We start from the raw sequence: 25,751 nt of genomic DNA, 5'->3' as shown, positions 1-25,751 counted from the left end.
CCAGGCTCTCACCCATCATTAATCAATAAATTCAAATTCGAATTCAAGAAGTCTGATAATGTCTCCGTCTTTGGCCCCGCGTTCTCTGAGTGCTTCATCAACACCCATTCCCCGCATCTGTCTTGCAAATCGTTTAACAGATTCATCACGTGAGAAATCAGTCATCTTGAATAACCGCTCAAGACTGTCTCCTGAAAGCACAAAGACTCCGTCAGGATCTCGCGTAATGCTGAATGGCACTTCTTCATTCTCCATCGTGTACATAACACGGTTTTGCGTAAGCTCTTCCTCGTCATACAGCGGGAATTCCGGAGTGTTTTCCAGCTGATTGGCAACTTCATACAGAAGCTCGCGAAGACCTTCTCTTGTCACTGCACTGACCGGGAACACCGGATAATCATCCGTCAGCTTTTCTTTAAACCCTTCAAGATTTTCCGCCGCCTGCGGCATGTCCATTTTATTTGCGACAATAATTTGCGGGCGCTCAGTGAGACGCAAATTGTACTCGCTCAATTCCTGATTAATTGTCACATAATCCTCATACGGATCGCGGCCTTCCAAGCCGGACATATCAATGACATGAACGATAACACGGGTCCGCTCAATATGGCGCAAAAATTGGTGGCCAAGCCCGACGCCTTGATGAGCCCCTTCAATCAGTCCAGGCAAATCGGCTATAACGAAGCTCCGTCCATCATCTGTTTCGACCATGCCAAGATTCGGAACAAGTGTCGTAAAATGATAATCCGCAATTTTCGGTTTTGCAGATGAAACGACGGACAACAAAGTCGATTTCCCTACACTTGGGAACCCGACAAGCCCGACGTCTGCAAGCACTTTTAATTCAAGAACAACATAGCGTTCTTTTCCCGGTTCACCGTTTTCTGAGAGCTGAGGTGCGGGGTTCGCCGGTGTGGCAAAGCGTGAGTTCCCTCTTCCGCCTCTTCCGCCCCTTGCGATGACAGCCTGCTGTCCATGTTCGGTTAAATCGGCAATGACCTGTTTTGTATCATCGTCTGTCACAACAGTGCCAGGCGGAACTTTAATGACCATATCATCAGCATTTCGTCCGTGCTGGTTTTTTGACATGCCATGCTCGCCGCGAATCGCTTTAAAGTGTTTTTTATATCTAAAATCCATAAGAGTACGGAGACCTTCGTCCACTTCAAAAACGACGTCTCCTCCTTTTCCGCCGTCGCCGCCGGCAGGGCCGCCTTTCGGCACATATTTTTCACGGCGAAACGCAACCATCCCGTTGCCTCCGTCGCCGCCTTTTACATACACTTTCACCTGATCTACAAACATAATGTCCTCCGTTCTAAACCGTTAAAAAACTCCGCTAGTTCAACCCAATTTCAATCAGACATTCGTGACTTGTGATCTCAAAACGCATGATATCAAAGTCCTCATATCCATTTTGCCGAAAATCGTCAAAGGCAGATATATTGGCAAAAGTGCCGTGAAAATCAAGGTACAGAATCAGCTGTCTGTCAGGATGATCGGTTTGAAGCGAAACGGTTAAATGATTTTCACTGCCTCTAGTGACTGCTTGTTCAAACAGATCAAACAGCTTTCTCATCAGTTTCGCCAATTTTTGATCATAAGCTGACAAATCCTTAATTTCCCCGAGAACTTCATATTCAAGTGTCATACATTGGGCTTTCCAATTAAACGTAAGAAAATCAAACGCTAAATGCGGTGTTTTCAGGTTTGAGAGCTTTGATTCGTGCTTAGCGTCTATCACCATTTCTTCAATGATTTCAAAGACGCGGTCATACTTCTGCAAGCTTAAGTTTCCTTTAATTAGCTGCAGCTTATTCATCCAATCATGCCGGGAATGGCCAAGAAGATGAATCAGTTCATTTGTTAAAGCCGTATCGCTTATATTTTCTTCTTGATTTTTTGAAACATCCTTCATTTTCGCACTCCCAATCATTTGATTTCTTATTTAGGAGTCTGTATAAGTGTGTATTATGAATTATAACAGAGAAGGCTTTGATAGAAAAACAATTGTTTTTCCCAGAAATATCATGTTCCTTTTTTCTGGCTTCGGTTGATTTTCAGCCAGGCAGAACATTTTATGTATTACTGCTTGGGGAACATATCCAGTGGGTTTGAGACATTCGTTCTCATTCTTGGCGGGGTCTGCTCGCACATACTCTGCATAACATTCTTGATGCTTACTCCGCATATTGCAAAAAAAACTCCAGTCATCATCGACCGGAGTTTTTGAATCATTATTGAGCTACAGGATATACGCTCACTTTTTTGCGGTCACGGCCGAAACGTTCGAATTTAACAGTTCCGTCGATTTTCGCAAAAAGAGTGTCATCTCCGCCGCGGCCCACGTTTTCACCTGGGTAAATTTTTGTTCCGCGTTGACGGTAAAGGATAGAACCGCCTGTTACGAATTGACCGTCAGCACGTTTAGCACCTAAACGTTTAGCCTCAGAGTCACGTCCGTTCTTTGTAGAACCTACTCCTTTTTTAGAAGCGAAAAACTGAAGATCTAATCTAAGCATGTAGCTCACCTCCTATATTATGTTTGTGGTCACACGCAAGTGATCTTTATAATCCCGCTCAATTGTCTCTAACGAAACAATCATGCCTTCGATCAGCAACTGAGCTTTTTGGCGCGCCTCCGGATCAAGAGATTCAGGGAATTCAAAGTAGAAATAACCCCCGTCTTCTCCTATATCAAGAAGCGGCTCGAAGCCCGCCAGCGCGATGACCGCGTTAACGGATCCAAACACAACGGCTGTTACTCCGGCACAAACGAGATCTTGTCCATGTTCAGCAAAGTCGGCGTGGCCCGTCATTTCAAAAGACAATAAGCTTTTGTCAGTACGGGACCGTCTGATTGTTGCCTGAATCATGCTTACGCGTTGATTTTTTCGATCGTCACTTTAGTGTAAGGCTGACGATGACCTTGTTTTTTATGAACGTTTTTCTTTGCTTTGTATCTGAAAACAGTGATTTTTTTCGCGCGGCCTTGTTTTTCAACTTTAGCCGTTACTGTTGCGCCTTCAACTGTAGGGTTGCCGACTTTCACATTGTCTCCGCCAACAAACAAAACGTCTTCAAAAGTAACTGTTTCACCTGCTTCAGCAGCAAGTTTCTCGATGTAAACAGTTTGGCCTTCTTCAACTTTAATTTGTTTACCGCCTGTTTTAATGATTGCGTACATTCTCTGCACCTCCTATTAGACTAAGACTCGCCAGATACCAGGGGGCTGTAAAACAACTCTTAACACCTGTACTGAGCGGTTGTAGCATTGGTGCTACATCCATAACATTAAAAAATATATCAGAATACAAGGCGTTTGTCAATCGATTTTAATAAGGGAGCAGCAGCTCTTCCATGGAGGAATTTGTCCGTTTATCAGCAAAGTAGGCATGCAGCACTTCATTCTCATCCAGCTGGCTTAGCTTCTCGCCGGATTTTTCTATAATAATGGGATGCTTGCAGCCTCGTTTGAATTCCGCCATGACATGATAGACTTTGTCCTCAGCATTAACGGTAAGCGGTAGCAATTTTTCAAGCTCACGGTTTTTCCCATAATATCTTTCCAGGAGAAACCTCACATGGATGTAGTGTCTTTGCCTGTACTCCTCAAACAGAGAAACAGCCAGAAAGACAAACAAAACCCATGCGCTGATTTGCAGAGGAACCGCAAATAAAACCCAGCATGCGAGAAGCAGGCAGCACACAAGTGAAGTCTTCAGATTCAGCCGGTGCGCTTTTTGAAAAGACAGATGCTTTGAAAAAATTAAAAATAACAGCTTGCCGCCATCAAGCGGCCAAATCGGCAGCAGATTCACAAATAAAATAGATAGATTATAAAATGTAAACAGTTCAAAGGTCTGCTGATCAATTATTGAGAGGCCTGCAATCATCCAAGCCGCAAGCTGAAGCCAAATGTGCTGAAGAGGTCCGGCAATAATAACCGCAAACTCTTCCTTTAACGGCCGATTTCCGTGCTCTTCCACTTCAACTGTTCCTCCAAATGGCAGCAAAAAAACACGCTTGATTCTCCAAGAAAAAAACACGGCCAGAGCGGCATGCCCCAGCTCATGGATCAGAACAATCACAAGCAAACACAGCAATGCTTTCATATGCCCTGTAATCAGCCCCAGCGCCACGATAATCCAAAGAAAAGGATGAACATGAATTTTCAAGATGAGGTCAAGCCATTTATTCAAATGAGATCACCTGAATCGGATCAATAAATTTGTCGCCGTCTTTCATGGCAAAATAATAGAGCCCTTTGTTATGATCATCGAGTTTAATCGAACCGAGCTTTTTTCCTTTATCTACAAAATCATATAAAGCGACATCCACGTCTTTCAGTTCGCCATAAATGCTGTAGGTATTGTCAGCATGCTGCACTTTCACTGTCAGCCCCGTCTCACCGTCTTTACTGACTTCAACAACATAGCCTTCTTTTATACAATCGATTGTATCACTGCTTGTTTCGACTTTAATGCCTTCCCCGTTGTCCTGAAAATCCTGCTGAACTTTACCAGATGCGGGTGCGACGAGATCCTGACCCACTTCAACCTGCTGTTCCTTATTTTTCTTTTCAGGAGCGAGAAATGCAAGCGGGCTGCCAAATTTCGTTTCAAACCAATGGCTTGCTGAAGCAAATTGAAATTCTGTTTCGAAGGTTTGTGCAACGACCGGCTTGATCTGGCTGACGGGTCCAATATTTGTTTTATAGGCTATGGCAGAAACAAGAACAAGGCAGGCCGATAGAAGACATTTCAGAATAATTGAGTCTGTTTTCACCAAAGGGTGTCTTCCGCTGAAATTCGAATTGCCATCCTCATACACCGGGAGGGTTCCATGTTTTTCCTGATCAGACATCATGACCCAGGACGGCGTTTTTTGCTTTTCGGAACCTGTCTGAGTAGGGAAACGTTTTGAGCCGGAAACCTGTTTCCTTCTTTTCTCTAATCGTTTTCTGATTTCATCTGCTCTGTGACTCATTGCCATCATCCTTTGCATTCGTTGGGTTTGTACATCATATGTCTTGTCCACGGCAATTATTCGATTTACCTTCAGCACAGAGCAGTCAGAAACAAAAAAACCTGACACAGCATTTGCTTTGTCAGATTCTTCTCTTTTATTCTATGAAATTATGATCTTACTCCGAAAAATGACTTAATCTTAGCCATCATTCCCTTGTTTTGCTCTTCAAGCACCTGCAAAGGAACAGATTCGCCTAAAATGCGGCGGGCAATATTGCGATATGCGATGGAGGCGCGATTTTTAGGGTCCATTGCAATCGGTTCGCCATGGTTAGATGCCTTAATCACTTCATCATCATCGGCAACGATACCGAGCAAATCAATCGACAAATGCTGAACGATTTCATCGATATCCATCGTGTCACCGTTTTTCATCAGGTGATTTCTGATTCTGTTTACGATGAGCCGCGGCGGTTCAATATTTTCTTCTTGTTCCAAAAGCCCTATAATGCGATCAGCATCTCGCACAGCTGAAATTTCAGGCGTTGTGACCACTACCGCCTTGTCAGCCCCGGAAACGGCGTTTTTGTATCCTTGCTCAATTCCTGCGGGGCAGTCTATGATGACATAATCAAATTCCTGCTTGAGCTCTTGGACCATAGTTTTAATTTGTTCAGGAGCAACAGCCGTTTTATCGCTCGTTTGAGCAGCGGGCATTAAATAGAGCAAATCATCAAAACGTTTATCCTTTACGAGCGCCTGATGCATTTTACATCTGCCCTCTACAACGTCTACGAGATCATAAATAATTCTATTTTCAAGACCCATTACTACATCCAGGTTGCGCAGTCCTATATCAGTATCTACTAAACATACACGCTTCCCTAAAATGGCTAAGGCGGTACCGAGGTTAGCAGATGTTGTTGTTTTACCTACTCCGCCTTTTCCCGAAGTTATTACGATAGCCTCACCCAATTCACATTCCTCCCTCAAGCCTTGTTAGATCAGGTCTTAAATGAGCCAAATGTTGAAGGCGTTCAATGACCATATTTCCGTCTGTATCTAAATAAGCACATTCCATTTCGTTCCCTTTTTGAATGTGGTCTGGGGAGCGATTTAACACGTGATTGATTCTTAACTGTGTCGGCAGCATTTCAGAGGCAGCAATGACCGCATGATTATTTCCGTTAAATCCGGCGTGGGCAATCCCTTTCAGCGAACCCAGAACAAAAATGTTTCCGCCGGCTCTGACTGTCCCGCCCGGGTTCACATCTCCGATTAGAAGCAAATCGCCCTTCACCTCGAGCACTTGGCCTGAACGGACAATTTTTGAAACAGAAATAATTTCAGCTTCCTCTTTCATACGCTGTGCTTCTTTTTTAGTAATGACTTCACTCTCAATAGAATGAACAAACAAATCTTTCTTTGACGCAATTAATTCGGTCAGCTGTTCCTCTTGCTCCTGATATAAGCAGCGATTACCCAGCTTAATGTGAACGCTGATTTTCTGGCCTTTTCCATCTGTATATTGTTCAATTGACAGCATATTCTGAAGACCATCGAGAAGCTCATCAAAAGAACATGCATCATCAAGATGCAATGTCAAACCATTCTTTGTTCCTTTTATCGTTACATATTGCTGCTTTTTGGTCTTCACAATATTCACCTCAACAACATACTCATTTCGTCAAAAAAAGATAAAATCCTTTTTACTCATCTCTCAATTCTTTCTTTAGACTCATAAAAAATAATCTAAATGGGAGAACCAGGATGAGTGCGCTTATCATATTTAATAAAACTGTCGGTATAAACCGGTCTAGCACAAAGCCATTAAACGTCATAATGTCTTTGTGAATCAGCGACTGAATGCCGAATACATAAAATTCAAGCAGGCAAACTGCGAGAACAGCAATCAGGATGACGACAAAAGCGTTTGTGTGCAGCACTTTAAACGCTTTTGACGCCAAATAGCTTAGCCCCGCAAAGCCAAACATATAAACACCTAATAGACTTGTATAATTCATATCATATAGAAAGCCGAAAATAAAACCGTAGATCACCGCGTGTTTTTGATTGATAAAAGCCGACATAAAAATCAGCACAAGCATCAGAAAACGCGGGACGAGCACCTGGTCATCCGTGACGAACGGGAAATGCACCAGATCAGTAAAGATGCTTTCCGCCGAAAAAACCAACATCATAACGAAAGGGAGAAGGAAACGTTTCACGATCCTTCCTCCTCTGTATCGACAGTCGGCACATCACGATTAACAACGATCACATTATTTAAATCAGAAAGATCAGCCGCAGGTTTTACATAGGCAACTTTCGTTAATCCATAAGAATCAGACTCGATCTCAGTCACTTCACCGATTGTCAGCCCTTCTGGAAATACGCCTCCTGTGCCCGACGTTTCGATCAGATCGCCTTTTTTCACATCTTGTTTATCCTTGCGTTCGATTATGGTCATCTTAAGCCGTTTTTTGTCTTTATCATAGCCTTCGATTAAACCGTAGCCTTTGCTGCCTTTTTTCCCGGAAATGGTTGTTGCGACTCTGTTATTCCGGTCAGTATCGCTTAAAAGCTGGACCGTAGACGTAAAGTTATTAAGGCCGGAGCTTTTAATCTTCCCGATTAATGCGCCTTTTTCGTTCGTTACAGCCATATCTTTCGCTACGTTTTGCTGAGTCCCTTTGTTAAGGGTCACTTGCTTCGCCCAGTTATCAGGACTTCTGGCAATGACTGTCGCCAAAATCGGCTTGTAATCTTTTATTGATTTCACATGGCCGAGTTCGTCACGCAAGGATTTGTTTTCGTCTTCAAGTTCTTGGAGCTTGGCTTCATATTTTGTCTGTCCGTCAAGCTTTTCTCTCAGACGCTCGTTTTCTTCGTATGTGTTTTTTAAATCACTAATGTTCTCAAATATCCCTGCAAAAAATTCGGCAGGCGTATGAAAAATGTTTTGAAATACTCCCGTCGTATCACCGATCAGTTTCTCAGGCCAGGTGGTATTACGGCCGTCCTTCAGCGAAAATCCAATCATAGCCACCAATATGATAATACACAGAAGTAATAGCATTAACCGTTTATTCGGCATCGTGTTACACCTCTTCTATTGAACTCCCGATTATCTTGTTTTTCCTTTGAAAAGATGGATGTGCTCCAGTGCTTTTCCTGTACCGATCGCTACACAATCAAGCGGGTCTTCAGCGATAAGGACCGGCATTTTTGTTTCTTCGCTGATGACTTTGTCCAAATTACGAAGAAGCGCTCCGCCGCCGGTTAACACAATACCTCTGTCCATGATATCTGCGGCAAGCTCAGGCGGTGTTTTTTCAAGTGTGCTTTTCACTGCCTCTACAATAGTTGACACAGTGTCACGCAAAGCATTAGAAATTTCTTTTCCAGTAATTTCGATCGTTTTCGGCAGACCTGTCAGCAAGTCACGGCCGCGGATTTCCATTTTATCGGATTCTTCTGCGGATTCAGCAGAGCCGATATCCATTTTAATCGCTTCAGCAGTGCGGTCCCCGATCATCAGGTTGTATGTTTTTCTGATGTAGTTGATAATCGCATCGTCCATTTCATCACCGGCAACGCGGATGGATTGAGATGTTACAATACCTCCGAGGGAAATAATCGCAACTTCTGTCGTTCCGCCACCGATATCAACAACCATGCTTCCAGTCGGTTCCCAAACCGGCAGATTGGCGCCGATAGCCGCAGCAAACGGTTCTTCGATCGGATACGCGTCACGCGCTCCGGCTTGTCTTGTCGCATCGATAACAGCACGCTCTTCAACCGCAGTAATGCCGGATGGCACACAAACCATCACATAAGGTTTTCTGGCAAACATGCCTTTATTTTTAATGGCCTGATTGATGTAATATTTCATCATGGTAGCCGTCGTTTCATAATCAGCGATAACGCCGTCTTTCATCGGGCGAAGAGCTACTACGTTTCCAGGAGTCCGTCCGATCATATTTTTCGCATCATTTCCGACAGCAACAATCGATTTCGTATCCGTTTGCAGAGCAACGACTGACGGCTCTCTCACAACAATTCCTTTACCTTTCACAAAAACAAGCGTATTCGCAGTTCCAAGATCTATACCAAGGTCTCTTGTACCAATTCCAAACATATGTATGTATCTTCCTTTCTTAAAGCAAAAATACCCTAAAGGGAAAAACTCATAAACTCTATTATAGCTTAATTCGACGAAAAAAAAAGTGTTACAAATATCCTTTTTCCTTTAAACTCACAAATTTTTTGTCGCCAATCACCAAATGGTCAAGCAGCTCGATGCCAATCAGGTTTCCGCATTCAAACAGCCGTCTTGTCACTTCAATATCTTCCCTGCTCGGCGTCGGATCCCCCGATGGATGATTGTGGATACAAATAAAGGAAGCGGCAGATCGTTTAAACGCTTCTTTAAATACCTCCCGGGGGTGGACAATAGATGAATTCAGACTTCCGATAAAAACAGTGCGTTTATGGATGACTTGGTTTTTTGTATTTAAATATAAACAGACAAAATGCTCCTGGGTTAAAAAGCGCATATCCTCCATGACCAGGTTTGCGCCGTCTTCCGGGGAGCGGATTACAAAATGTTCTTCATTGGCTAGTTTATGAATACGGCTTCCCAGTTCAACTGCTGCCAGTATTTGCACAGCCTTCACCAGACCGATTCCCGGGATGCTGGACAGCTCCTCAACGGAAGCTTCTTTCAGCAGACGCAGCCCGTCAAACGAGCGCAGAAGCCTGTTTGAAAGGTTCATAACAGATTCGTTCTTTGTGCCTGTCCGCAATAAAATAGCCAAAAGTTCGTTGTTTGCTAAGTTCTCGGCTCCGACTTTCAGCAGCCGTTCTCTAGGTTTTTCTTTCTTTGGGAAATCTCTGAGTTTTAATGGCAGATCGTGTATGATCAAGCCCTCCTTTTCTTTCCCTTCCCGTTTATAAAAATCGTCAGGCTTCTACATCAAAATCCTTCAGAACTCTCATTGTTTTTGATATAGGGAGCCCTACGACTGAATAATAATCTCCGTCTATTTTTTTTACAAAAAGTGCGCCTTTTCCTTGGATGCCGTAAGCACCTGCTTTATCCATCGGTTCTTTCGTTTCAATATAAGTCCAAATATCTTCTTCACTGAGGGGCCAAAACACAACCTCAGTCTTATCATAGAACGTTTCGCTGTGATTTGCAGCTTGAATACTGACAGCGGTTATCACTGAATGACTACGGCCGGAAAGCCTGCGGAGCATAGCAGCGGCTTCTTCTTGATCTTGCGGTTTGCCTAGGCACTCACCGTCAAGACATACCATTGTATCAGCACCGATTACGATTGCGCCCGGATTGAGATCGGCCACAGCCTTAGCTTTTTGTTTTGCCAACCATTGGACGTTTTCTTCAGGTGAAAAGTTTCGATTTAATTTTTCCTCTACTTCACTGACAGTAATGGTGTAGGGGATCTGAAGCAGATCGAGGAGTTCTTTTCTTCGCGGAGATTGTGATGCAAGTATAAGCGGCTTAGCCATGTTCGTCATCCTTTCAGGGTTTGCTTAAGAAAAAAAGATACTCATTTATCCTACCAAATCATGAGGCTCGCCACAATTTCAGAAAAATAACTTTTTCATGACAAAATAAAAAAAGCCTGTCACTAAGGACGAAGGCTCAGGCACTTTCTATTATTTAATTACGGCTAAAAGCTGCTGCTGAGCCTTCCATCCGGCTTCAGCACTTGGGTCCTCTAATTCCTTTAACGCCTGCAAAACTGCTTTTTTCTCTCCCGTTTCAGCCGCTTCTGATTCACCGAGCGACTTTTCTATTTTTTTAACACTTGCTTTTGTGATATCTTCTCCGAGAATCGCCTTCGCAGAGAGCTCTGCTGTTTTCTTGAAAGAATCTGTCATATCCGACTCTATTGATAAGGATAATTCCTTGCCTCCCCAAGCTTCAAAATCGCTGTCGATCAAAAGCTGCCCTAACTGCTGTGATACAGCCTTATCATTTGCCAGACCCGCGATGACATACGTGTACCCGTCATCCTTTGACAGGGAGACGGCGGAATATCCTTTTTCAGTCAGCTGTTCAGTTAACGTCTCAGCACCCTTTTCATTTGAAAACTTTCCTGCTTGAACTGCATATGTTTTATATGTACCTTCCGTTTGTGCCGCTTGTTTTTCACCGCCGGTGCTTTGTTTCTCCGCAGATGTATCTCCTGCTTTTGCCGTCTGGCTGCCTAAAGAATCGTCTAAGGAGGCTGGCGCCGACGCTTCTTTATTGCCTGATATATTCAATGCGAATAGCCCTAAGCCTGTGCCTAAAACCGCAGCAAAGGCAATTGTCGCCGCCACTCTTTTTACCGGCTTGGCCGACCCTGACTTTCCTTTTGAATAGAGCTTCGATTTCTTCTTTTGATAAGGCGGAACAACTTTGGGGTCATCTTTAAACACCTTATCCTCGTCTGAATCCCAGTTGAATTCATCTTCATCAGGATGTTCATGGGACGCCGCAACCTCCTGCTCCGCCTTTCTCTTTTCCTCCCAATTTGAAAACGTCATGTTTTTTTCTTGCTCTGTCTCCGGTGTCTCTTGTTCATAAACTGTTTCTTCTTTTCCATTAATCGTCACCTTAAGGGCTTTTTCTTCCGCTTTACTGATTTTTTTTTGCTTCCTTTTTTTCAATTCTGCTTCCTCCCTTCATTTGTGTGACCGTTCTTGTGGCTTTTCATGCTACACACTTTAGCACAGGCGAAAAAAAAAAGAACAAGACTTTTGTCGTCTTGTCCAAAAAACGTTCGTCAAATTTTTCATCAGTCAGCCTAACGCCGTTTTGACATAAAAGGAAATGATAGAGTCACCGTATAAATAAGCGAAAATGCTTCCTGCCGCAATTGCCGGGGCAAAGGGAATCGGCTGTTTTCTGGCCAGCCTTCCGAACAGTACAGCGGCAGCTCCGTACAATGCGCCTATAAAAACTGAAAAGAAAAAGGCGGCAGCAAGCATTTTTACACCAAGCACAAGGCCAATAACGGCAAATAATTTAACATCCCCTCCCCCTATTCCTCCATGAGTGATGACGGCAATAAAGGCCAGTAAAAGAAAACCGGCAGCCGCGCCTATAAAGCCTTCATACCAAGAAAGAAGCGGAGAAATGATTCTGCCAGCCGCCAGAAAGGGAAGAAAGAATAGCAATATGCGATTTGGAATCAGCATAAAGTGAATATCTGTCACAGAAACAATAATTAGAAGAGATAGAAACACCAACGCAACAATCAGTTCCCAAGACAAACCGAAACGAAATCCCGCGGCTGCAAATAAACTCGCTGTCGAGAGCTCTGCCGCCGGGTACATAAGAGAGAGCTTTTGGCCGCAGCTTTTGCAATTGCCTTTTTGCAGAATAAAAGATAAAACAGGGATTAATTCCGTCGGGGTTAGGGTTCGACGGCAAAAGGAACATGCCGAACGCGGACTTATGATGGATATGTGCAAGGGGATACGGCATCCAACCGTATAATAAAATGAACCGAGGATAAGGCCGAGGACAAAAAGAATCGGAATCATAGACAACACACCTTTACTCTCTTTAGATTATGCTATGGATTGTAGCACAGCAAGCATATTGATCTATAATAAGCAATTTTAGATTTTGACAGAAAAAATCCCGGCAGAATATCATTATTGATTCTGCCGGGCCAAAGTCATTACAGCATTCTTTTTCGAATGTCAGAAATAAAATAAAGTGATCCCGTAATGAGCACGATATCATTTGAGCCTTTTTTGCTTTCTATTAATTTGATCACATGCTCCGGATCTTCATTCCAGCTTTTGCTGCTGATTTCACTAGCATCATACAGATCTTTCGCAAGAGAAGCACGCGGAAAATCAAAAGAAGCAAAATGAATCGAGTGCGCGATCGTTTCCAGTTTCTTAATCATGTCATGATACGGCTTATCCTTTAACGCACTGAACACCACACAAATATCGGAATCCGGAAAACGCTGCTTCATCGTTTCAGTCAGCTTATCGATCCCTTCTTCATTATGGGCGCCGTCTAAATATACCGGCGGATGTTCCTGAACCAACTCTAATCTGCCCGGCCAAGCAGCCTTTACGAGCCCGCTTCTTAACGCAGCACCACTAATTTCAGCAATGTTTTCCCTGTTAAGCCATTCGGCAGCCAAAATGGACAATGCCGCATTTTGTCTTTGATGCGTACCGATGAGAGATGTTCGAATATCTTCATAACACGTTTCTCCGGTTTTTAAAGAAAACTGTTCTCCTGCAGAGAGAGCCTTTTCATTATAAATCCTGCTTGTATCATGCAATGACTGAAAAGGAGCAGATTTTCGTTCAGCTTCATGCCGGATTACCTGTAAGGCTTCCGGCTGGGTAACGGCTGTCACGATCGGAATGCCTTCTTTTATAATCCCGGCTTTTTCGCCTGCGATTTCTTCAATGGTGTTTCCTAAAATGTTCATATGGTCGTGTCCGATACTTGTGATGACAGTTAAAAGCGGCTCGACAACATTAGTAGAATCGTACCTTCCGCCCAGACCTGTTTCAAAAATAACAAAATCGACCTGATGATACGCAGCAAAATATAAAAATGCACAAGCCGTCATAATTTCAAATTCTGTCGGCTGACCGTGTTCAGTTTGATCAAGCGCTTCAACGATCGGTTTCACCTGATTAACGAGTGTGACCCACTCCTCATCTGTAATAGGTGTGCCGTTTACGCTGATGCGCTCATTAAATGTGATGATATAAGGCGATGTAAACGTACCGACAGTGTATCCCGCTTCTTGCAGCATAGAACGGATAAAAGCGACAGTTGATCCTTTGCCGTTTGTTCCCGCCACGTGGAGCGCGCGGATTTTCTTTTCAGGATGGTCCAATCGCGCCATCAGCTGCTTCATTCGATCAAGACCGGGCTTCACTCCGAATTTTAGACGGCTGTGAATCCAGCTGCGCGCTTCTTCATATGCAGTAAACAATGATAATCCCCTCTTTTATAAGACAAGGCGGTTTCTCAAGAAACCGCCTCGGCTTTTCATTAGCCCTTCAGCTCAGCCATTCGTTTTTGAACAGCGTCACGCTTTGCCACATAATCTTTCTCTTTCTCACGTTCTTCATCAATTACGTGTGCAGGCGCTTTTTTTATAAATCCTTCGTTTCCAAGTTTCTTTTGGACTCGCTCGACTTCTTTCGTCAGCTTATCGAATTCTTTTTGCAGACGGGCGATTTCTTCATCGATATTAATTAAACCTTCAAGCGGAAGTATGACCTCTGCTCCTGTGACAACTGCCGTCATTGCTTTATCAACAGCTTCGATATCTGTACCGATTTTCAGCGCGCTCGGATTTGTAAAGCGTTCCACATAAGAACGGTTTGCTTCGAGACGGGCTGCGACCTCGTCCGTGCTCGCTTTAATGTACAATTCAACTTGCTTGCTCATCGGTGTGTTTACTTCGCTGCGGATATTACGCACAGAACGGATCAGTTCAACGAGAAGCTTCATGTCAGCAGCAGCTTCAGTGTCTGTATGCTCAGGCACAACAGCAGGCCATGTGCTTACAGTAATGGATTCTCCTTGGTGAGGCAGGTGCTGCCAAATTTCCTCCGTTAAGAATGGCATAAACGGATGGAGCAGGCGCATCGTTTGATCCAGAACATAAGCAAGGATGGAACGGGTTGTTTTCTTAGCCGCTTCGTCTTCTCCGTATAGAGGAAGCTTCGCCATTTCAATATACCAATCACAGAAATCGTCCCAAATAAAGTTATATAAATGGCGGCCGACTTCACCAAATTCATATTTATCAGCTAGCTGTGTCACACTTTCGATCGTTTCGTTTAAACGCGTTAAAATCCACTTGTCAGCTACTGATTTCTCACCTGAAAGATCAAGCTCATCATATGTCATGCCATCCATGTTCATTAATGCGAAACGAGAAGCGTTCCAAATTTTATTGGCAAAATTCCAAGTCGATTCCACTTTTTCATAGCTGAAGCGAAGATCTTGGCCAGGAGAGCTTCCAGTCGCCAGGAAATAGCGAAGGGAATCGGCTCCGTACTTGTCAATCACTTCCATCGGATCGACACCGTTGCCAAGAGATTTACTCATTTTTCTGCCTTGCTCATCACGGATTAAGCCATGGATTAAAACATCTTTAAACGGACGTTCGCCAGTAAATTCAATCCCTTGGAAAATCATGCGTGACACCCAGAAGAAAATGATGTCGTAGCCTGTAACGAGAACGTCAGTCGGATAATAGCGTTTAAAGTCTTCAGCTGTCAAATCAGGCCAGCCCATAGTGGAGAAAGGCCAGAGCGCAGAACTGAACCATGTATCCAGCACGTCTGTATCCTGCTCCCAATTTTCGCTGTCCTCCGGCGCTTCAAGACCGACATATAACTCGCCTGTTTCTTTATGATACCAGGCAGGAATGCGGTGGCCCCACCATAATTGACGGGAAATACACCAGTCGCGAATATTTTCCATCCAATGCAAATACGTTTTTTCGAAGCGGTCAGGAACAAAGTTGACTTTTTCTTCTTTCTCCTGCAATTCAATTGCTGCATCAGCAAGCGGCTGCATACGCACAAACCATTGGGTAGAAAGATATGGTTCAACAACCGCTCCGCTCCGTTCACTATGTCCGACAGAGTGCAGATGGTCCTCGATTTTGAAGAGAACGCCTGCCTCCTGTAAATCTTTAACGAGCTTTTTACGGCATTCAAAGCGATCCATGCCTTGATATTGCAGCGCATTTTCATTCATCGTGCCGTCTTCATTCATGACCAGAATACGCTCTAAGTTATGACGGTTGCCAAGTTCGAAGTCGTTCGGATCGTGGGCAGGCGTAATTTTCACCGCACCTGAACCAAATTCCATATCAACATAGTCATCGCCGACAATCGGTATTTCACGATTTGTGATAGGCAGAATAACCGTTTTTCCGATAAGGTGCTTGTAGCGCTCATCTTCAGGGTGAACCGCAACGGCCGAATCACCAAGCATCGTTTCTGGACGTGTCGTCGCGATTTCAATTGAACCTGATCCGTCAGCAAGCGGATAGCTCATGTGATAAAACGCGCCTTGAACATCCTTGTAAATGACCTCAATGTCTGATAAAGCTGTTTTTGTTGCAGGGTCCCAATTTATGATGTATTCGCCTCTGTAGATCAAGCCTTTTTCATAAAGTTTGACGAACACTTCGCGAACCGCTCTGTTTAAGCCTTCATCAAGCGTAAAGCGTTCACGGGAATAATCAAGGCCAAGCCCTAATTTCGCCCACTGACTGCGGATGAAATCAGCATACTCTTCCTTCCACTTCCACGTTTCTTCAAGGAATTTCTCACGGCCTAAATCGTAACGGCTTGTGCCTTCTTCACGAAGTTTCGCTTCAACTTTAGCCTGTGTCGCGATACCGGCGTGGTCCATACCCGGAAGCCACAGTACATCATACCCCTGCATGCGTTTCATTCTTGTTACAATGTCTTGCAGCGTGGTATCCCAAGCGTGGCCAAGGTGAAGCCTTCCTGTTACGTTTGGCGGCGGAATAACGACAGAGTACGGCTCTTTTGTCTGATCGCTGCCTGCTTCAAAAAACTTACCTTTTAGCCAAAAATCATATCGGTCTTTTTCAACCGCAGCCGGATCGTATTTCGTCGGCATTGTTTGTTCATTCGTTTCCATCATAACCCTCCAGCATGTTTAAAATGGCTGAGAACGAAAAAAGAGCCCTTCATCCTTGGGAAAAGGACGAAAAAGCTCTTTCGCGGTACCACCTTTTTTCATGAACTTTGTCAGTTCATGCGCTTCAACGGATAACGGGGGTTTCCCGAATTTCTCTACTCTTCTTTCAAGAAATTATGCTCCCGGGCGACCTTCCAATCAGACAACATAAGAAGCCTTTCAGCAAGCGGCTTCTCTCTCTGCATGCGTCTTTCTTGTACTCTTCCCGTTCTAAGCAGGTGTATCTATCAGCTCATTATATACTTTATTTATGTTCTTTATTATAGTAAAAGTGTTTTTGATTCGTCAATCATCTTTTCCAAAAATACTGCGTCCTATACAAGATGGGCAGGCACCTATTGACCAAGTATACATATGATGCTTGTAAATGCGTTGAGGAGGATGCACCGTGAAGAAACGTTTCAGCTCTTATTCCCTGCCGCCGTGGGTCAGGCAAATTCGGCTTGTATCCGCGCAAGTGATTATCCCGATTACGATTTTTCAAGGTATCAGAACCATTTTCTTTCCGACAACCTTTGATGTCTTGCTGCTCGCAATATTGATTCTGTTAGCCTGTGCGCTTCATTTGGAATGGATATAAACAAACAAGTCCGCGCCAATTAAGACGTGGACTCGTTTTCCGCCTGAAATTTTTTCTCTTGTTCAATTTGATGGATTTTCATCACAAACGGCTCAATATTTTTCATTTGCCAGTATGCCTTTAATAAGTGTGTACATTCATCTTTTTCACGCCGTCTTTTCCCGGTCTGATAGCGGTTCAGCACTTTGTACACCGTTGCCGGATAAGCCATGTAACTGAGAAAAAGACTGATTTCAGCCTCATGCAGAGGAAATGCTTTCGTATATGCATAAAACCAATCGACACACTCCGGACAAGCTTTTGGAAAACCGCTGAACATTCGTGTGTAAAAGCCGAGCAAGTCGTTATGCGGCGGCCCCACAGACGCTCTCTCAAAATTCGTAAAGTATCCGGTCCCTGCATCATTATACAGAAAATGGTGAATAGACAGGCTGCCGTGGGTAATGACAACCCTTGAGGAGCCTTTTTCTTTTGCCGCTTCATACCAGTCCTTAATCCGCTCAAGCGCAAAGTTTACGGCGGAAATGGTTTCTGAATAATAGGTTACAGCCTGCAATTCAAAGGGGGAAAGGTACCATTCTTTCTCAGCTCTGTCTACAAACTGTTCATAAATGACCTTTTCATTTTCCCACTTTTTTCTCGTTTGTTCATAGTGGCGTTCAATGTCTTCACGCCTGACCTTGATTTCCTGCGCAGTTCTCTCGTGAAGGCGGGCTGTTTCTCTAAATAGATAGGCATGTTTCTGATCCCGCTCTTCCTCTTGGTCAAATTGGAGCCAAGGCATTAAGTAATAGGAGTCTCCAGTTTGTACGCCCCCGGAGAAAAACTCTCCCCCATTTGTTCTGTAAATGGGAACAAAGGAATGAAAGCCTTTTTCCTCAATTGCCACCATTTGATCTGTAAAATGTTTGCCGCGAACCGATTTCATTTTTTTCAGCGCAAATACCCCATAATCTGAATACACTTTCCACACACGAGAACTGACTGGCTCAATAAATTGAGCCGTCAGTCCGTATTCCTGAAGAACCGATTGGACATCTTCCATTCCATTCACCACATTTTCCGATCGCTTACGGCTTACGCATGGCTGCTGTTGTATTGAGGGATATAAAGAATCTGCCCTGCTTTCAATTCATCATCCAGCGCCAAAGAATTCATCCTGATCAGCTGCTGGGAGGTAATGTCGTACCGTTCGCATAAACGTTCAATGGTATCTTCCTGCTGAACAATACAGATTTTCATTCTAGAAAACTCATCTTCTTCTCTCGTAAAGAGTTTTGTTAAATAAAGAGAATTATGATTTTCCTTTGTTTCAGTTCCCTTTGTTTGAGCAGCAGGAACAGCCCCAGCAATAGCATCTGTTTCCTTCCTTTCAGGTTCGGAAGTGTCTGGCAGCTGGTAAGAATGAAAAGACGCCTCTTCCTCAGATTCTTCAGGTGTAGGTGTTTTTCTCACTTCAATTTCAAAGCTTTCTTTCTTCTGCTCTTCTTCCTCCAGCAGCTTAGGCGCTGAATAAAAGGAATGCTCTTCTGAATCTTGTTCCGGCAGGAAGGTACGGTAGGCCGGCGTAAGCTCTTCTTCCTGAGATTCCCCTTCAGCACTTATCTTTTGATTAAAATGCAGGGTTGGAGCTGCTGCTTCTTCCTTTAAAAGTGCAGCTGGCGCTTCTTCCTGCTCTCTGCTTCCTTCTAAAGAAACAACGTCTTCATGTATAGTTTCCTGGACTTCCTTCAGTTGTTCTGCATCCTGTCGAGGTGCAGGCTCTATGTGATCCGATAGCTCCGATTCTGTTTTTTGGGATTCTTGACGCAGAGCATGCTCAAGAATAGAAGAATCTGGTTTTTCTGTTTTTTCTTCACCACGCTCAGCCTCTTGCTGAAGCTCAGCTTCTACAGCAGGTGATATTTCCGCCGCCGAAACAAGCGGTTCTGACAGTTCCGCATGCTCTTCTTCCGTCTCTGCTTTTTCGCGGATCTCTATTCCTGAAGCAGCCTTTGGGGAATCTGCTTCTACTGTTTCCGCTTCCTCACGAAGCCCTGCCTCTGAAAGAATGAGCTCCGGCGGCTTCGCTTCTTCTGCATTTATATCTTTGCTGCCCTCTGCTTTTAAAGCAGCTGATTCTGATCGCTCAGCTTCTTTCTTTTCATTTTCCTGTTCTTCACGAAGCCTCGCTTCCGAGACAACAAGCTCTGGCGGATCAACTGACGCTTCTTCTGCTTTTATACCGCCGCTGTCCTCTGCTTTTAAAGCCAATGGCTCTGACCGCTCAGCTTCTTCCTCTTCATTTTCCTGCTCTTCACGAAGCCCCGCTTCCGAGACAACAAGCTCCGGCGGCTCAGCTGACGCTTCTTCTTCCGCTTTTATATCTTCGCTGTCCTCTGCTTTTAAAGCCAATGGCTCTGACCGCTCAGCTTCTTCCTCTTCATTTTCCTGTTCTTCACGAAACCCCGCTTCCGAGACAACAAGCTCCGGCGGCTCAGCTGGCGCTTCTTCCGCCTTTATACCTTCGCTGTCCTCTGCTTTTAAAGTCAATGGCTCTGACCGCTCAGCTTCTTCCTCTTCATTTTCCTGCTCTTCACGAAGCCCCGCTTCCGAGACAACAAGCTCCGGCGGCTCAGCTGGCGCTTCTTCCGCCTTTATATCTTCGCTGTCCTCTGATTTCAAAGCCAATGGCTCTGACCGCTCAGCTTCTTCCTCTTCATTTTCCTGCTCTTCACGAAGCCTCGCTTCCGAGACAACAAGCTCTGGCGGCTCAGCTGGCGCTTCTTCCGCCTTTATACCTTCGCTGTCCTCTGATTTCAAAGCCAATGGCTCTGACCGCTCAGCTTCTTCCTCTTCATTTTCCTGCTCTTCACGAAGCCCTGCTTCCGAGACTAGAAGCTCCGGCGGCTCGGCTGGCGCTTCTTCTTCGCTGTCCTCTGCTTCTAAAGCAAATAGCTCTGGCGGCTCAGAAAAACCTTCATCAGGAGCTTCATAGAGAGGAATGTCTTGCTCTCTGTCTGCTGTGTCATCAAGAAGGCCTTCTATTGCTAAATCAGCCTGGATCGTCAGGATGCGCGAGTCTGTTAGTTGATAGTCAAATGCATCAATAAACACAAAAACTTCATGTAAATGACTGACTTTATTTTTCGGGATGGTTATATCGACAGGGAAACAATGAGTCAGTTCCGCAGTTCCATCCTCTCTCGTTCTGACCTCTTCGACAAACCGCTTATCGGTATCAAACTCTTCAGTATTTTTGCTCTGATCTATGTTGTACTCACCTGTAAGTTCAAGCGATCCTCTGATTGAAACGTAATCATTTACTTCCTGAACCCTAATATCAGGATCTAATGAAATGGAAAGCAGTTCAGAAACTTCCTGTCCTTTTTGGAAACAGATCGATTCTTCTACAGAAAATTGCAATCGATGATTTTGCGGCAAGTTCATATCCTCCTTTCATCTAATCCTTAAAATTAGATGTCACTAAAGGTGTATGTATGAAATGGAGAAAATATGAATGGGGAAGCATAGAAAAACCGGTACAAGGATGTCCTTGATACCGGTTTTTATCGTACTTATCCGCGGCTGATCTCAGCGAATACGTTCTCAGCTGCCTGAATTGTTTTTTCAATATCTTCATCAGTATGAGCCGTCGAGAGGAAAAGCCCTTCAAATTGAGACGGCGGAAGGAACACACCTTCGTTTGCCATTCCTTTATAATACTTGGCAAACAGCTTCAAATCCGATGCTTTGGCTGTTTCATAATTGATGACAGGTTCATTTGTAAAGAAGAAACCGATCATTGAACCTGCGCGGTTAAAGGTATGCGGAATACCGTGCGCCTCTGCCGCTTTTGAAATGCCTTCTTCCAGCCTGTCACCTTTTTTCATAAAGATCTTGTATGATTCAGGCGTGAGCTGCATTAATGTTTCGAGTCCAGCCGTCATCGCAAGCGGGTTGCCTGACAGCGTACCTGCCTGATAAATCGGACCGCTCGGAGCAATCCGCTCCATAATTTCGGCTTTACCGCCATAAGCGCCGACAGGCAGTCCGCCCCCGATCACTTTTCCTAAGCAAGTCAGATCAGGCGTTACGCCGAAATAGCCTTGAGCGCATTTGTAATCGACCCGGAAGCCAGTCATGACTTCATCAAAAATCAGCAGCGTGCCGTACTGTTCAGTAATATCACGCAATCCTTGCAGGAAGCCTTCTTGCGGCGGAACTACTCCCATGTTTCCGGCAACCGGTTCTACGATGACGCCTGCAATATCTTCACCGAACTGTTGGAATGCAAGCTTTACACTTTCTAAATCATTGTACGGAACGGTGATGGTGTTTTTCGCTATTCCTTCAGGTACGCCCGGGCTGTCAGGCAGACCGAGTGTTGCCACTCCTGAACCCGCTTTAATCAGCAGAGAATCTCCGTGTCCATGGTAGCAGCCCTCAAATTTTAAAATCTTATTGCGGCCTGTATATCCTCTTGCCAAACGAAGCGCGCTCATGGTCGCCTCGGTTCCTGAGCTGACCATCCGTACAATTTCTACTGACGGCACTCGGTCAATGACGAGCTTCGCCAATTCATTTTCCACCTCAGTCGGAGCCCCGAAGCTTGTCCCGTATTCAGCCACTTTTTTGAGGCTCTCTACAACGCGGTCATTTGTGTGTCCTAAAATTAAAGGCCCCCATGACAATACGTAATCAATATACTCATTTCCATCAATATCATAGATTTTAGAGCCATTTCCGCGCTCCATAAAAATCGGGTCCATGTCTACCGATTTAAAGGCGCGAACGGGGCTGTTTACACCGCCCGGCATGAGTTTTTGCGCTTCTTTAAAAGCCGCTTTTGATTTTTCATAGCTTCTCATCTGCCTCAACTCCTGTCAACTGAATAAAATTACTCCGCAAGCCATTTTGCTGCGTCTTTTGCATGATACGTAATAATCAGGTCGGCACCCGCACGCTTCATGCTTGTCAAAATTTCTAAGACAATCTCTTTTTCCTTGATCCAGCCGTTCTGAGCTGCAGCCTTCACCATAGAATACTCTCCGCTTACATTATAAGCCACAAGCGGCAATGTAAACTCATTTTTTACATCCCGCATGATATCCATATAAGAAAGTGAAGGTTTCACAATCAGGAAGTCCGCGCCTTCCTCAACATCTGATTGGGCTTCACGGAGTGCTTCCAGACGGTTGGCAGGGTCCATTTGATACGTTTTGCGGTCGCCAAATTGAGGCGTGCTGTTTGCTGCATCACGGAACGGACCGTAAAACTCACTTGAATATTTCACGGCGTAAGACATGATCGGAATATTGATGAAGCCTTCTTTATCTAATGCTTCTCTGATAACCGTCACAAATCCGTCCATCATGTTAGAAGGCGCAATGATATCCGCTCCGGCTTTTGCTTGGCTGACAGCTGTCTGTGCCAATAGCTCCAAGGATTCATCATTCAGGATCTGTCCGTCTTTGACGAGACCGCAATGTCCGTGATCTGTATATTCACATAGGCATGTATCAGCAACGACAACCATCTCAGGGAAGTGCTTTTTAATTTCGGCAATTGCTTCTTGCACAATCCCGTGGTCATGGTAAGCTTGCGTTCCGCAATCATCTTTTTCTTCAGGTATGCCGAAAACAATGACGGATTGAATTCCGAGACTGACCAGCTCAGCCACTTCATCCTTTAATAGATCTAAAGATACATGATAAACATCAGGCATTGAAGGAACAGCTTTTTTTCCTTCTAAACCTTCAACGACAAAGATCGGATAAATAAAATCAGATGGATGCAGACGAGTTTCTTTCACCATCTCTCTCATTGCTTTTGATGACCGCAAACGGCGGTGTCTGTTAAATGATTGACTCATATTCTATCTTCCTTTCTAGACATGCGGCACATTAAATCAAGCATGCCGTCAATTGTAAATGTATCAGGCATATACGACGTGATTCCGTACGACAGCAGAGCGTCCCTCGTTAGCGGTCCGATGCTGATGCAGTCCGTCTGGTGCGCCGGCCATTTTTTTACTCCTTCTCCCAGAACATGCATAAATGTATGTACGGTTGATGAGCTTGTAAATGTCACATAATCAAATGAATACTGATTCGCGGCATTTTTTAATTCCTCGATGCCATCTTCATCAGGAACAGTTTCATATACGACCCATTCCTTCACCTCAAAGCCAAGAGGCGTAAGCTCTTTTTTTATCACATCGCGAGATAAATTGCCTTTTATGACTGAAATCCGTTCTGACGGTTCGGCATGCTGCTTAAGAGCGTCCGCCAATTGTTCTGCAATATAGTCATGAGGCATTACATCAACCGATACGTTGTACGATTCTAAACGGCGTGCGGTTTTTTCACCAACAGCCGCAATTTTTTTATGACCGGGAACAATAAGCTGATTTTCTTTCAGATAAGAAAAAAAGAAATCCGCTCCATTTACACTCGTAAACACAAGCCAGCCGGGTATGGTTAGATCTAGTCGCACCTGTTCCGCCAGATCATTCGGCAGAGTTCGGCGAAACGTGATCAATGAGGCCAATACCGCTTTTCCGCCAAGCTGCTCCACTTTCTGCCGAAACGATTTTGCCTGCGTCTTATTTCGGGTGACAAGCACTGTTTTTCCTTTCAAAGGAAAATCATTTACCATCCTCATCAAGCTCCCGTTTTACGCGATCGATTAAATCTTTAGCGCCTTTATCAGTCATGAGAGCCGCACAGCGCTTACCGACTTCCTCCGGATTGTTTCCGGTGACGGTTTCTTTGAAAATGATTTTTCCATCAGGCGAAGCCACAAGCCCTGTCAGTTCAATTTCATCCTGGCCGTTTATCACCGAGTAGCCGGCGATCGGCACCTGACAGCCGCCCTCCATCGCGTTTAAGTAGGCACGTTCTGCCAGTACAGTCCGTTTTGTATACTCATCCGTAAACTGAGAAAATAACGTTAAAAGCTCTCGATCGGATTCGCGGCACTCAATTGCAAGAGCGCCTTGGCCAACAGCCGGAAGACAGCGCTCAGGCTCAAGAAATTCAGTTACGACATCCTGCTTCCAGCCCATTCTGGAAAGCCCTGCCGCAGCTAAAATAATTGCATCGTAATCTTCGTTTTCCAGCTTTTGAAGTCTCGTATCTATATTACCTCTAATCCATTTAATTGTAATGTCAGGGCGCTCAATCAAAAGCTGTGCGCTTCTTCTTAAACTGCTTGTGCCGATGACAGCACCTTCCTTCAATTCAGAAAGCTTTACACGATTCTTTGAAATAAGAGCGTCACGAGGATCTTCCCGTTCAGGAATACAGCCGATCACAAGGCCTTCAGGCAAAACGGCAGGCATATCCTTCATGCTGTGAACCGCCATATCAATGTCTTCGTTTAAAAGCGCTTGTTCGATTTCTTTGACAAACAGCCCTTTCCCTCCCACTTTTGACAGGGTAACATCAACGATCCGGTCACCCTTTGTGACGATTTCTTTTATGTCAAAAGCAAAAGAAGGATTGATTTCCTTCAGTTTGCGAATCACCCATTTTGTTTGGGTCATAGCGAGTTTGCTCCGTCTGGAACCTACTTTTATCGTTCTCATTTTTTCTTTCCTCCCGAATCTGCTTGGGCACATTATTTAACTGAACCAATGGAATTGAGACAGGCTTCCGAGCAGGAAATAATTGATCATCAGCACGAGAAAACAAGCCGTATTCCACAGTGCGGCGACCTTCCCCTGAAGCTCTTTAATCAGCCTGATATAAAGATAATAGCTGTACAGAAGCAGGACGACAAACGAACCAAGCACTTTGGCGTCGAACCAATACAGCGTTTCTAGAGACACATACGCCCAAATGACGCCAAGAATTAAACTCAGCAAAAGCATCGGAACTCCGATGACATTCAGAACATACGCCATATAATCAAGCTTAGACAAATCTTCTATTCTCAACAGCCACTTTCCCCATTTTTTCTTTTTTAACAGATGATATTGAAACAAATAGAGCACAGAAAATACAAAAGAAAGGGAAAAAGCACCGTAAGAAAGAATCGCCATTGTAATATGAATCACTAACAGCTCCGATACGAGCTGACCCGAAAAAGCCGCTGACTGCTGCTCCGTCGGTGAAAATGTATGAATGGCGATCATAGCAAACCCTATTACATTTGTAAAAAACACAATAAAATCAACACGCAGCAGCTTTGTCAGTACAAGTGACAGTGTGACAAGCACCCAAGCATAAAAATAAAGGGCCTCCGTCACATTTAATACCGGAAACCGCCCCGTCACCCACATAAAGTAGGCTAAATACACGGTTTGCAGAGTCCAGACAATAGAAAGCAACCAGAAGGCCATTTTCCCAGCCTTCCGGTTGTGTTGAAGAAAATCTATAAAATAAAAGAGTACACTTAATGCGTAAATGACGATTGTCCCTTCATTAAGTCTTGCCATTGCAGTATCAATCATTCAGCT

27 protein-coding genes and 2 other annotated features are annotated in these 25,751 nt (G+C 44.4%); of the genes, 2 read left to right on the top strand and 25 right to left on the bottom strand.

The window, feature by feature from the left end; genetic code table 11:
* Positions 1 to 18 precede the first annotated feature (18 nt).
* A complete protein-coding gene (gene obgE, locus H7F27_RS07215; RefSeq protein WP_024122348.1) occupies positions 19 to 1,305 on the bottom strand; it encodes a GTPase ObgE in 1,287 nt (428 codons plus the stop codon).
* Positions 1,306 to 1,339: 34 nt separating this feature from the next.
* Positions 1,340 to 1,918 (bottom strand): sporulation initiation phosphotransferase B, encoded by a 579-nt coding sequence (locus H7F27_RS07210; RefSeq protein WP_095714292.1) that lies wholly within the window; start codon positions 1,916 to 1,918, stop codon positions 1,340 to 1,342.
* Positions 1,919 to 1,995: 77 nt separating this feature from the next.
* On the opposite strand from H7F27_RS07210, the gene H7F27_RS07205 reads away from it, so the two are divergent.
* Positions 1,996 to 2,118 (top strand): hypothetical protein, encoded by a 123-nt coding sequence (locus H7F27_RS07205; protein ID WP_125825434.1) that lies wholly within the window; start codon positions 1,996 to 1,998, stop codon positions 2,116 to 2,118.
* Positions 2,119 to 2,237: 119 nt separating this feature from the next.
* Here the strand turns inward: H7F27_RS07205 and rpmA are convergent, their stop codons facing one another.
* The 16 genes from rpmA to valS form a co-directional block, all read right to left on the bottom strand.
* Complete coding sequence (gene rpmA / locus H7F27_RS07200; protein ID WP_003222623.1) at positions 2,238 to 2,522, bottom strand: 50S ribosomal protein L27; 285 nt, start codon at positions 2,520 to 2,522, stop codon at positions 2,238 to 2,240.
* 12 nt (positions 2,523 to 2,534) lie between these two features.
* Positions 2,535 to 2,876, bottom strand: coding sequence for a ribosomal-processing cysteine protease Prp (locus H7F27_RS07195; RefSeq protein ID WP_024122350.1), 342 nt, complete (start codon positions 2,874 to 2,876; stop codon positions 2,535 to 2,537).
* A 2-nt stretch (positions 2,877 to 2,878) separates the two neighbouring features.
* The gene (gene rplU / locus H7F27_RS07190; protein WP_003222620.1) at positions 2,879 to 3,187 is read right to left on the bottom strand and encodes a 50S ribosomal protein L21; all 309 of its coding nucleotides are present in this window, start codon (positions 3,185 to 3,187) and stop codon (positions 2,879 to 2,881) included.
* Between the two features lie 13 nt (positions 3,188 to 3,200).
* Positions 3,201 to 3,278, bottom strand: a sequence feature (ribosomal protein L21 leader region).
* Positions 3,279 to 3,335: 57 nt separating this feature from the next.
* Entirely contained in the window at positions 3,336 to 4,202 is an 867-nt protein-coding gene (locus tag H7F27_RS07185; RefSeq protein ID WP_095714291.1) for a M50 family metallopeptidase, read from the bottom strand.
* Positions 4,195 to 4,989, bottom strand: a complete 795-nt coding sequence (locus tag H7F27_RS07180; protein WP_101861169.1) for a M23 family metallopeptidase — start codon at positions 4,987 to 4,989, stop codon at positions 4,195 to 4,197. The genes H7F27_RS07185 and H7F27_RS07180 overlap by 8 nt, the downstream gene beginning before the upstream one ends.
* Before the next feature lie 149 nt (positions 4,990 to 5,138).
* Positions 5,139 to 5,945 carry a septum site-determining protein MinD gene (gene minD / locus H7F27_RS07175; protein WP_185848753.1) on the bottom strand — a complete coding sequence of 269 codons (807 nt, stop codon included), beginning with the start codon at positions 5,943 to 5,945 and terminating at the stop codon, positions 5,139 to 5,141.
* Position 5,946: 1 nt separating this feature from the next.
* The gene (gene minC, locus H7F27_RS07170) at positions 5,947 to 6,627 is read right to left on the bottom strand and encodes a septum site-determining protein MinC (RefSeq protein WP_024122354.1); all 681 of its coding nucleotides are present in this window, start codon (positions 6,625 to 6,627) and stop codon (positions 5,947 to 5,949) included.
* 52 nt (positions 6,628 to 6,679) lie between these two features.
* Entirely contained in the window at positions 6,680 to 7,198 is a 519-nt protein-coding gene (gene mreD / locus H7F27_RS07165) for a rod shape-determining protein MreD (RefSeq protein ID WP_010335162.1), read from the bottom strand.
* On the bottom strand, positions 7,195 to 8,067 hold the full coding sequence (gene mreC, locus H7F27_RS07160; protein ID WP_024122356.1) for a rod shape-determining protein MreC: 873 nt from the start codon (positions 8,065 to 8,067) through the stop codon (positions 7,195 to 7,197). Before mreC ends, mreD begins: the two co-directional genes overlap by 4 nt.
* Positions 8,068 to 8,097: 30 nt before the next feature.
* The gene (gene mreB, locus H7F27_RS07155; protein ID WP_010335164.1) at positions 8,098 to 9,111 is read right to left on the bottom strand and encodes a cell shape-determining protein MreB; all 1,014 of its coding nucleotides are present in this window, start codon (positions 9,109 to 9,111) and stop codon (positions 8,098 to 8,100) included.
* 91 nt (positions 9,112 to 9,202) lie between these two features.
* A complete protein-coding gene (radC, locus tag H7F27_RS07150) occupies positions 9,203 to 9,898 on the bottom strand; it encodes a RadC family protein (protein ID WP_024122357.1) in 696 nt (231 codons plus the stop codon).
* A gap of 37 nt (positions 9,899 to 9,935) precedes the next feature.
* Entirely contained in the window at positions 9,936 to 10,505 is a 570-nt protein-coding gene (locus H7F27_RS07145) for a Maf family nucleotide pyrophosphatase (protein WP_185848752.1), read from the bottom strand.
* Between the two features lie 150 nt (positions 10,506 to 10,655).
* The gene (locus H7F27_RS07140; protein ID WP_024122359.1) at positions 10,656 to 11,654 is read right to left on the bottom strand and encodes an SPOR domain-containing protein; all 999 of its coding nucleotides are present in this window, start codon (positions 11,652 to 11,654) and stop codon (positions 10,656 to 10,658) included.
* 132 nt (positions 11,655 to 11,786) lie between these two features.
* On the bottom strand, positions 11,787 to 12,533 hold the full coding sequence (locus H7F27_RS07135) for a prepilin peptidase (protein WP_185848751.1): 747 nt from the start codon (positions 12,531 to 12,533) through the stop codon (positions 11,787 to 11,789).
* Positions 12,534 to 12,673: 140 nt separating this feature from the next.
* On the bottom strand, positions 12,674 to 13,966 hold the full coding sequence (locus tag H7F27_RS07130) for a bifunctional folylpolyglutamate synthase/dihydrofolate synthase (RefSeq protein WP_185848750.1): 1,293 nt from the start codon (positions 13,964 to 13,966) through the stop codon (positions 12,674 to 12,676).
* A gap of 59 nt (positions 13,967 to 14,025) precedes the next feature.
* The gene (valS, locus tag H7F27_RS07125) at positions 14,026 to 16,668 is read right to left on the bottom strand and encodes a valine--tRNA ligase (RefSeq protein ID WP_024122363.1); all 2,643 of its coding nucleotides are present in this window, start codon (positions 16,666 to 16,668) and stop codon (positions 14,026 to 14,028) included.
* Between the two features lie 59 nt (positions 16,669 to 16,727).
* Positions 16,728 to 16,950, bottom strand: a binding site (T-box leader).
* A gap of 166 nt (positions 16,951 to 17,116) precedes the next feature.
* Here valS and H7F27_RS07120 point away from each other — a divergent pair.
* Positions 17,117 to 17,308: a hypothetical protein gene (locus tag H7F27_RS07120; RefSeq protein ID WP_024122364.1), complete on the top strand. Its 192-nt coding sequence runs from the start codon at positions 17,117 to 17,119 to the stop codon at positions 17,306 to 17,308.
* A 19-nt stretch (positions 17,309 to 17,327) separates the two neighbouring features.
* Here H7F27_RS07120 and cotN read toward each other — a convergent pair whose 3' ends face one another.
* From cotN to H7F27_RS07085, 7 genes are all read right to left on the bottom strand, one after another.
* Positions 17,328 to 18,353, bottom strand: a complete 1,026-nt coding sequence (gene cotN / locus H7F27_RS07115; protein ID WP_095714285.1) for a spore coat protein CotN — start codon at positions 18,351 to 18,353, stop codon at positions 17,328 to 17,330.
* A 32-nt stretch (positions 18,354 to 18,385) separates the two neighbouring features.
* Complete coding sequence (locus H7F27_RS07110) at positions 18,386 to 20,731, bottom strand: LysM peptidoglycan-binding domain-containing protein (protein WP_185848749.1); 2,346 nt, start codon at positions 20,729 to 20,731, stop codon at positions 18,386 to 18,388.
* A 134-nt stretch (positions 20,732 to 20,865) separates the two neighbouring features.
* Positions 20,866 to 22,158 (bottom strand): glutamate-1-semialdehyde 2,1-aminomutase, encoded by a 1,293-nt coding sequence (hemL, locus tag H7F27_RS07105; RefSeq protein WP_185848748.1) that lies wholly within the window; start codon positions 22,156 to 22,158, stop codon positions 20,866 to 20,868.
* Positions 22,159 to 22,187: 29 nt separating this feature from the next.
* A complete protein-coding gene (gene hemB / locus H7F27_RS07100; protein WP_024122369.1) occupies positions 22,188 to 23,162 on the bottom strand; it encodes a porphobilinogen synthase in 975 nt (324 codons plus the stop codon).
* Complete coding sequence (gene hemD / locus H7F27_RS07095) at positions 23,159 to 23,947, bottom strand: uroporphyrinogen-III synthase (RefSeq protein WP_185848747.1); 789 nt, start codon at positions 23,945 to 23,947, stop codon at positions 23,159 to 23,161. Before hemD ends, hemB begins: the two co-directional genes overlap by 4 nt.
* Positions 23,937 to 24,878: a hydroxymethylbilane synthase gene (gene hemC, locus H7F27_RS07090; RefSeq protein ID WP_103671732.1), complete on the bottom strand. Its 942-nt coding sequence runs from the start codon at positions 24,876 to 24,878 to the stop codon at positions 23,937 to 23,939. The genes hemD and hemC overlap by 11 nt, the downstream gene beginning before the upstream one ends.
* A 36-nt stretch (positions 24,879 to 24,914) precedes the next feature.
* Positions 24,915 to 25,745, bottom strand: a complete 831-nt coding sequence (locus H7F27_RS07085; protein WP_010335178.1) for a cytochrome c biogenesis protein — start codon at positions 25,743 to 25,745, stop codon at positions 24,915 to 24,917.
* Positions 25,746 to 25,751 lie beyond the last annotated feature (6 nt).

Origin of the sequence: Bacillus sp. PAMC26543, from assembly GCF_014250375.1 — a bacterium.
Lineage (GTDB): Bacteria > Bacillota > Bacilli > Bacillales > Bacillaceae > Bacillus > Bacillus halotolerans.
This window is presented reverse-complemented; position numbering and strand designations above follow the sequence as displayed.

What these genes read in the sequence shown, in the direction of transcription:
- hemB (WP_024122369.1), bottom strand. Translation starts at nt 23,162, where the DNA reads ATGAGTCAATCATTTAACAGACACCGCCGTTTGCGGTCATCAAAAGCA.
- obgE (WP_024122348.1), bottom strand. Translation starts at nt 1,305, where the DNA reads ATGTTTGTAGATCAGGTGAAAGTGTATGTAAAAGGCGGCGACGGAGGC.
- valS (WP_024122363.1), bottom strand. Translation starts at nt 16,668, where the DNA reads ATGGAAACGAATGAACAAACAATGCCGACGAAATACGATCCGGCTGCG.
- hemC (WP_103671732.1), bottom strand. Translation starts at nt 24,878, where the DNA reads ATGAGAACGATAAAAGTAGGTTCCAGACGGAGCAAACTCGCTATGACC.
- H7F27_RS07180 (WP_101861169.1), bottom strand. Translation starts at nt 4,989, where the DNA reads ATGAGTCACAGAGCAGATGAAATCAGAAAACGATTAGAGAAAAGAAGG.
- rplU (WP_003222620.1), bottom strand. Translation starts at nt 3,187, where the DNA reads ATGTACGCAATCATTAAAACAGGCGGTAAACAAATTAAAGTTGAAGAA.
- hemD (WP_185848747.1), bottom strand. Translation starts at nt 23,947, where the DNA reads ATGGTAAATGATTTTCCTTTGAAAGGAAAAACAGTGCTTGTCACCCGA.
- H7F27_RS07210 (WP_095714292.1), bottom strand. Translation starts at nt 1,918, where the DNA reads ATGAAGGATGTTTCAAAAAATCAAGAAGAAAATATAAGCGATACGGCT.
- hemL (WP_185848748.1), bottom strand. Translation starts at nt 22,158, where the DNA reads ATGAGAAGCTATGAAAAATCAAAAGCGGCTTTTAAAGAAGCGCAAAAA.
- mreB (WP_010335164.1), bottom strand. Translation starts at nt 9,111, where the DNA reads ATGTTTGGAATTGGTACAAGAGACCTTGGTATAGATCTTGGAACTGCG.
- cotN (WP_095714285.1), bottom strand. Translation starts at nt 18,353, where the DNA reads ATGGAAGATGTCCAATCGGTTCTTCAGGAATACGGACTGACGGCTCAA.
- H7F27_RS07085 (WP_010335178.1), bottom strand. Translation starts at nt 25,745, where the DNA reads ATGATTGATACTGCAATGGCAAGACTTAATGAAGGGACAATCGTCATT.
- H7F27_RS07135 (WP_185848751.1), bottom strand. Translation starts at nt 12,533, where the DNA reads ATGATTCCGATTCTTTTTGTCCTCGGCCTTATCCTCGGTTCATTTTAT.
- H7F27_RS07195 (WP_024122350.1), bottom strand. Translation starts at nt 2,876, where the DNA reads ATGATTCAGGCAACAATCAGACGGTCCCGTACTGACAAAAGCTTATTG.
- mreC (WP_024122356.1), bottom strand. Translation starts at nt 8,067, where the DNA reads ATGCCGAATAAACGGTTAATGCTATTACTTCTGTGTATTATCATATTG.
- H7F27_RS07145 (WP_185848752.1), bottom strand. Translation starts at nt 10,505, where the DNA reads ATGGCTAAGCCGCTTATACTTGCATCACAATCTCCGCGAAGAAAAGAA.
- rpmA (WP_003222623.1), bottom strand. Translation starts at nt 2,522, where the DNA reads ATGCTTAGATTAGATCTTCAGTTTTTCGCTTCTAAAAAAGGAGTAGGT.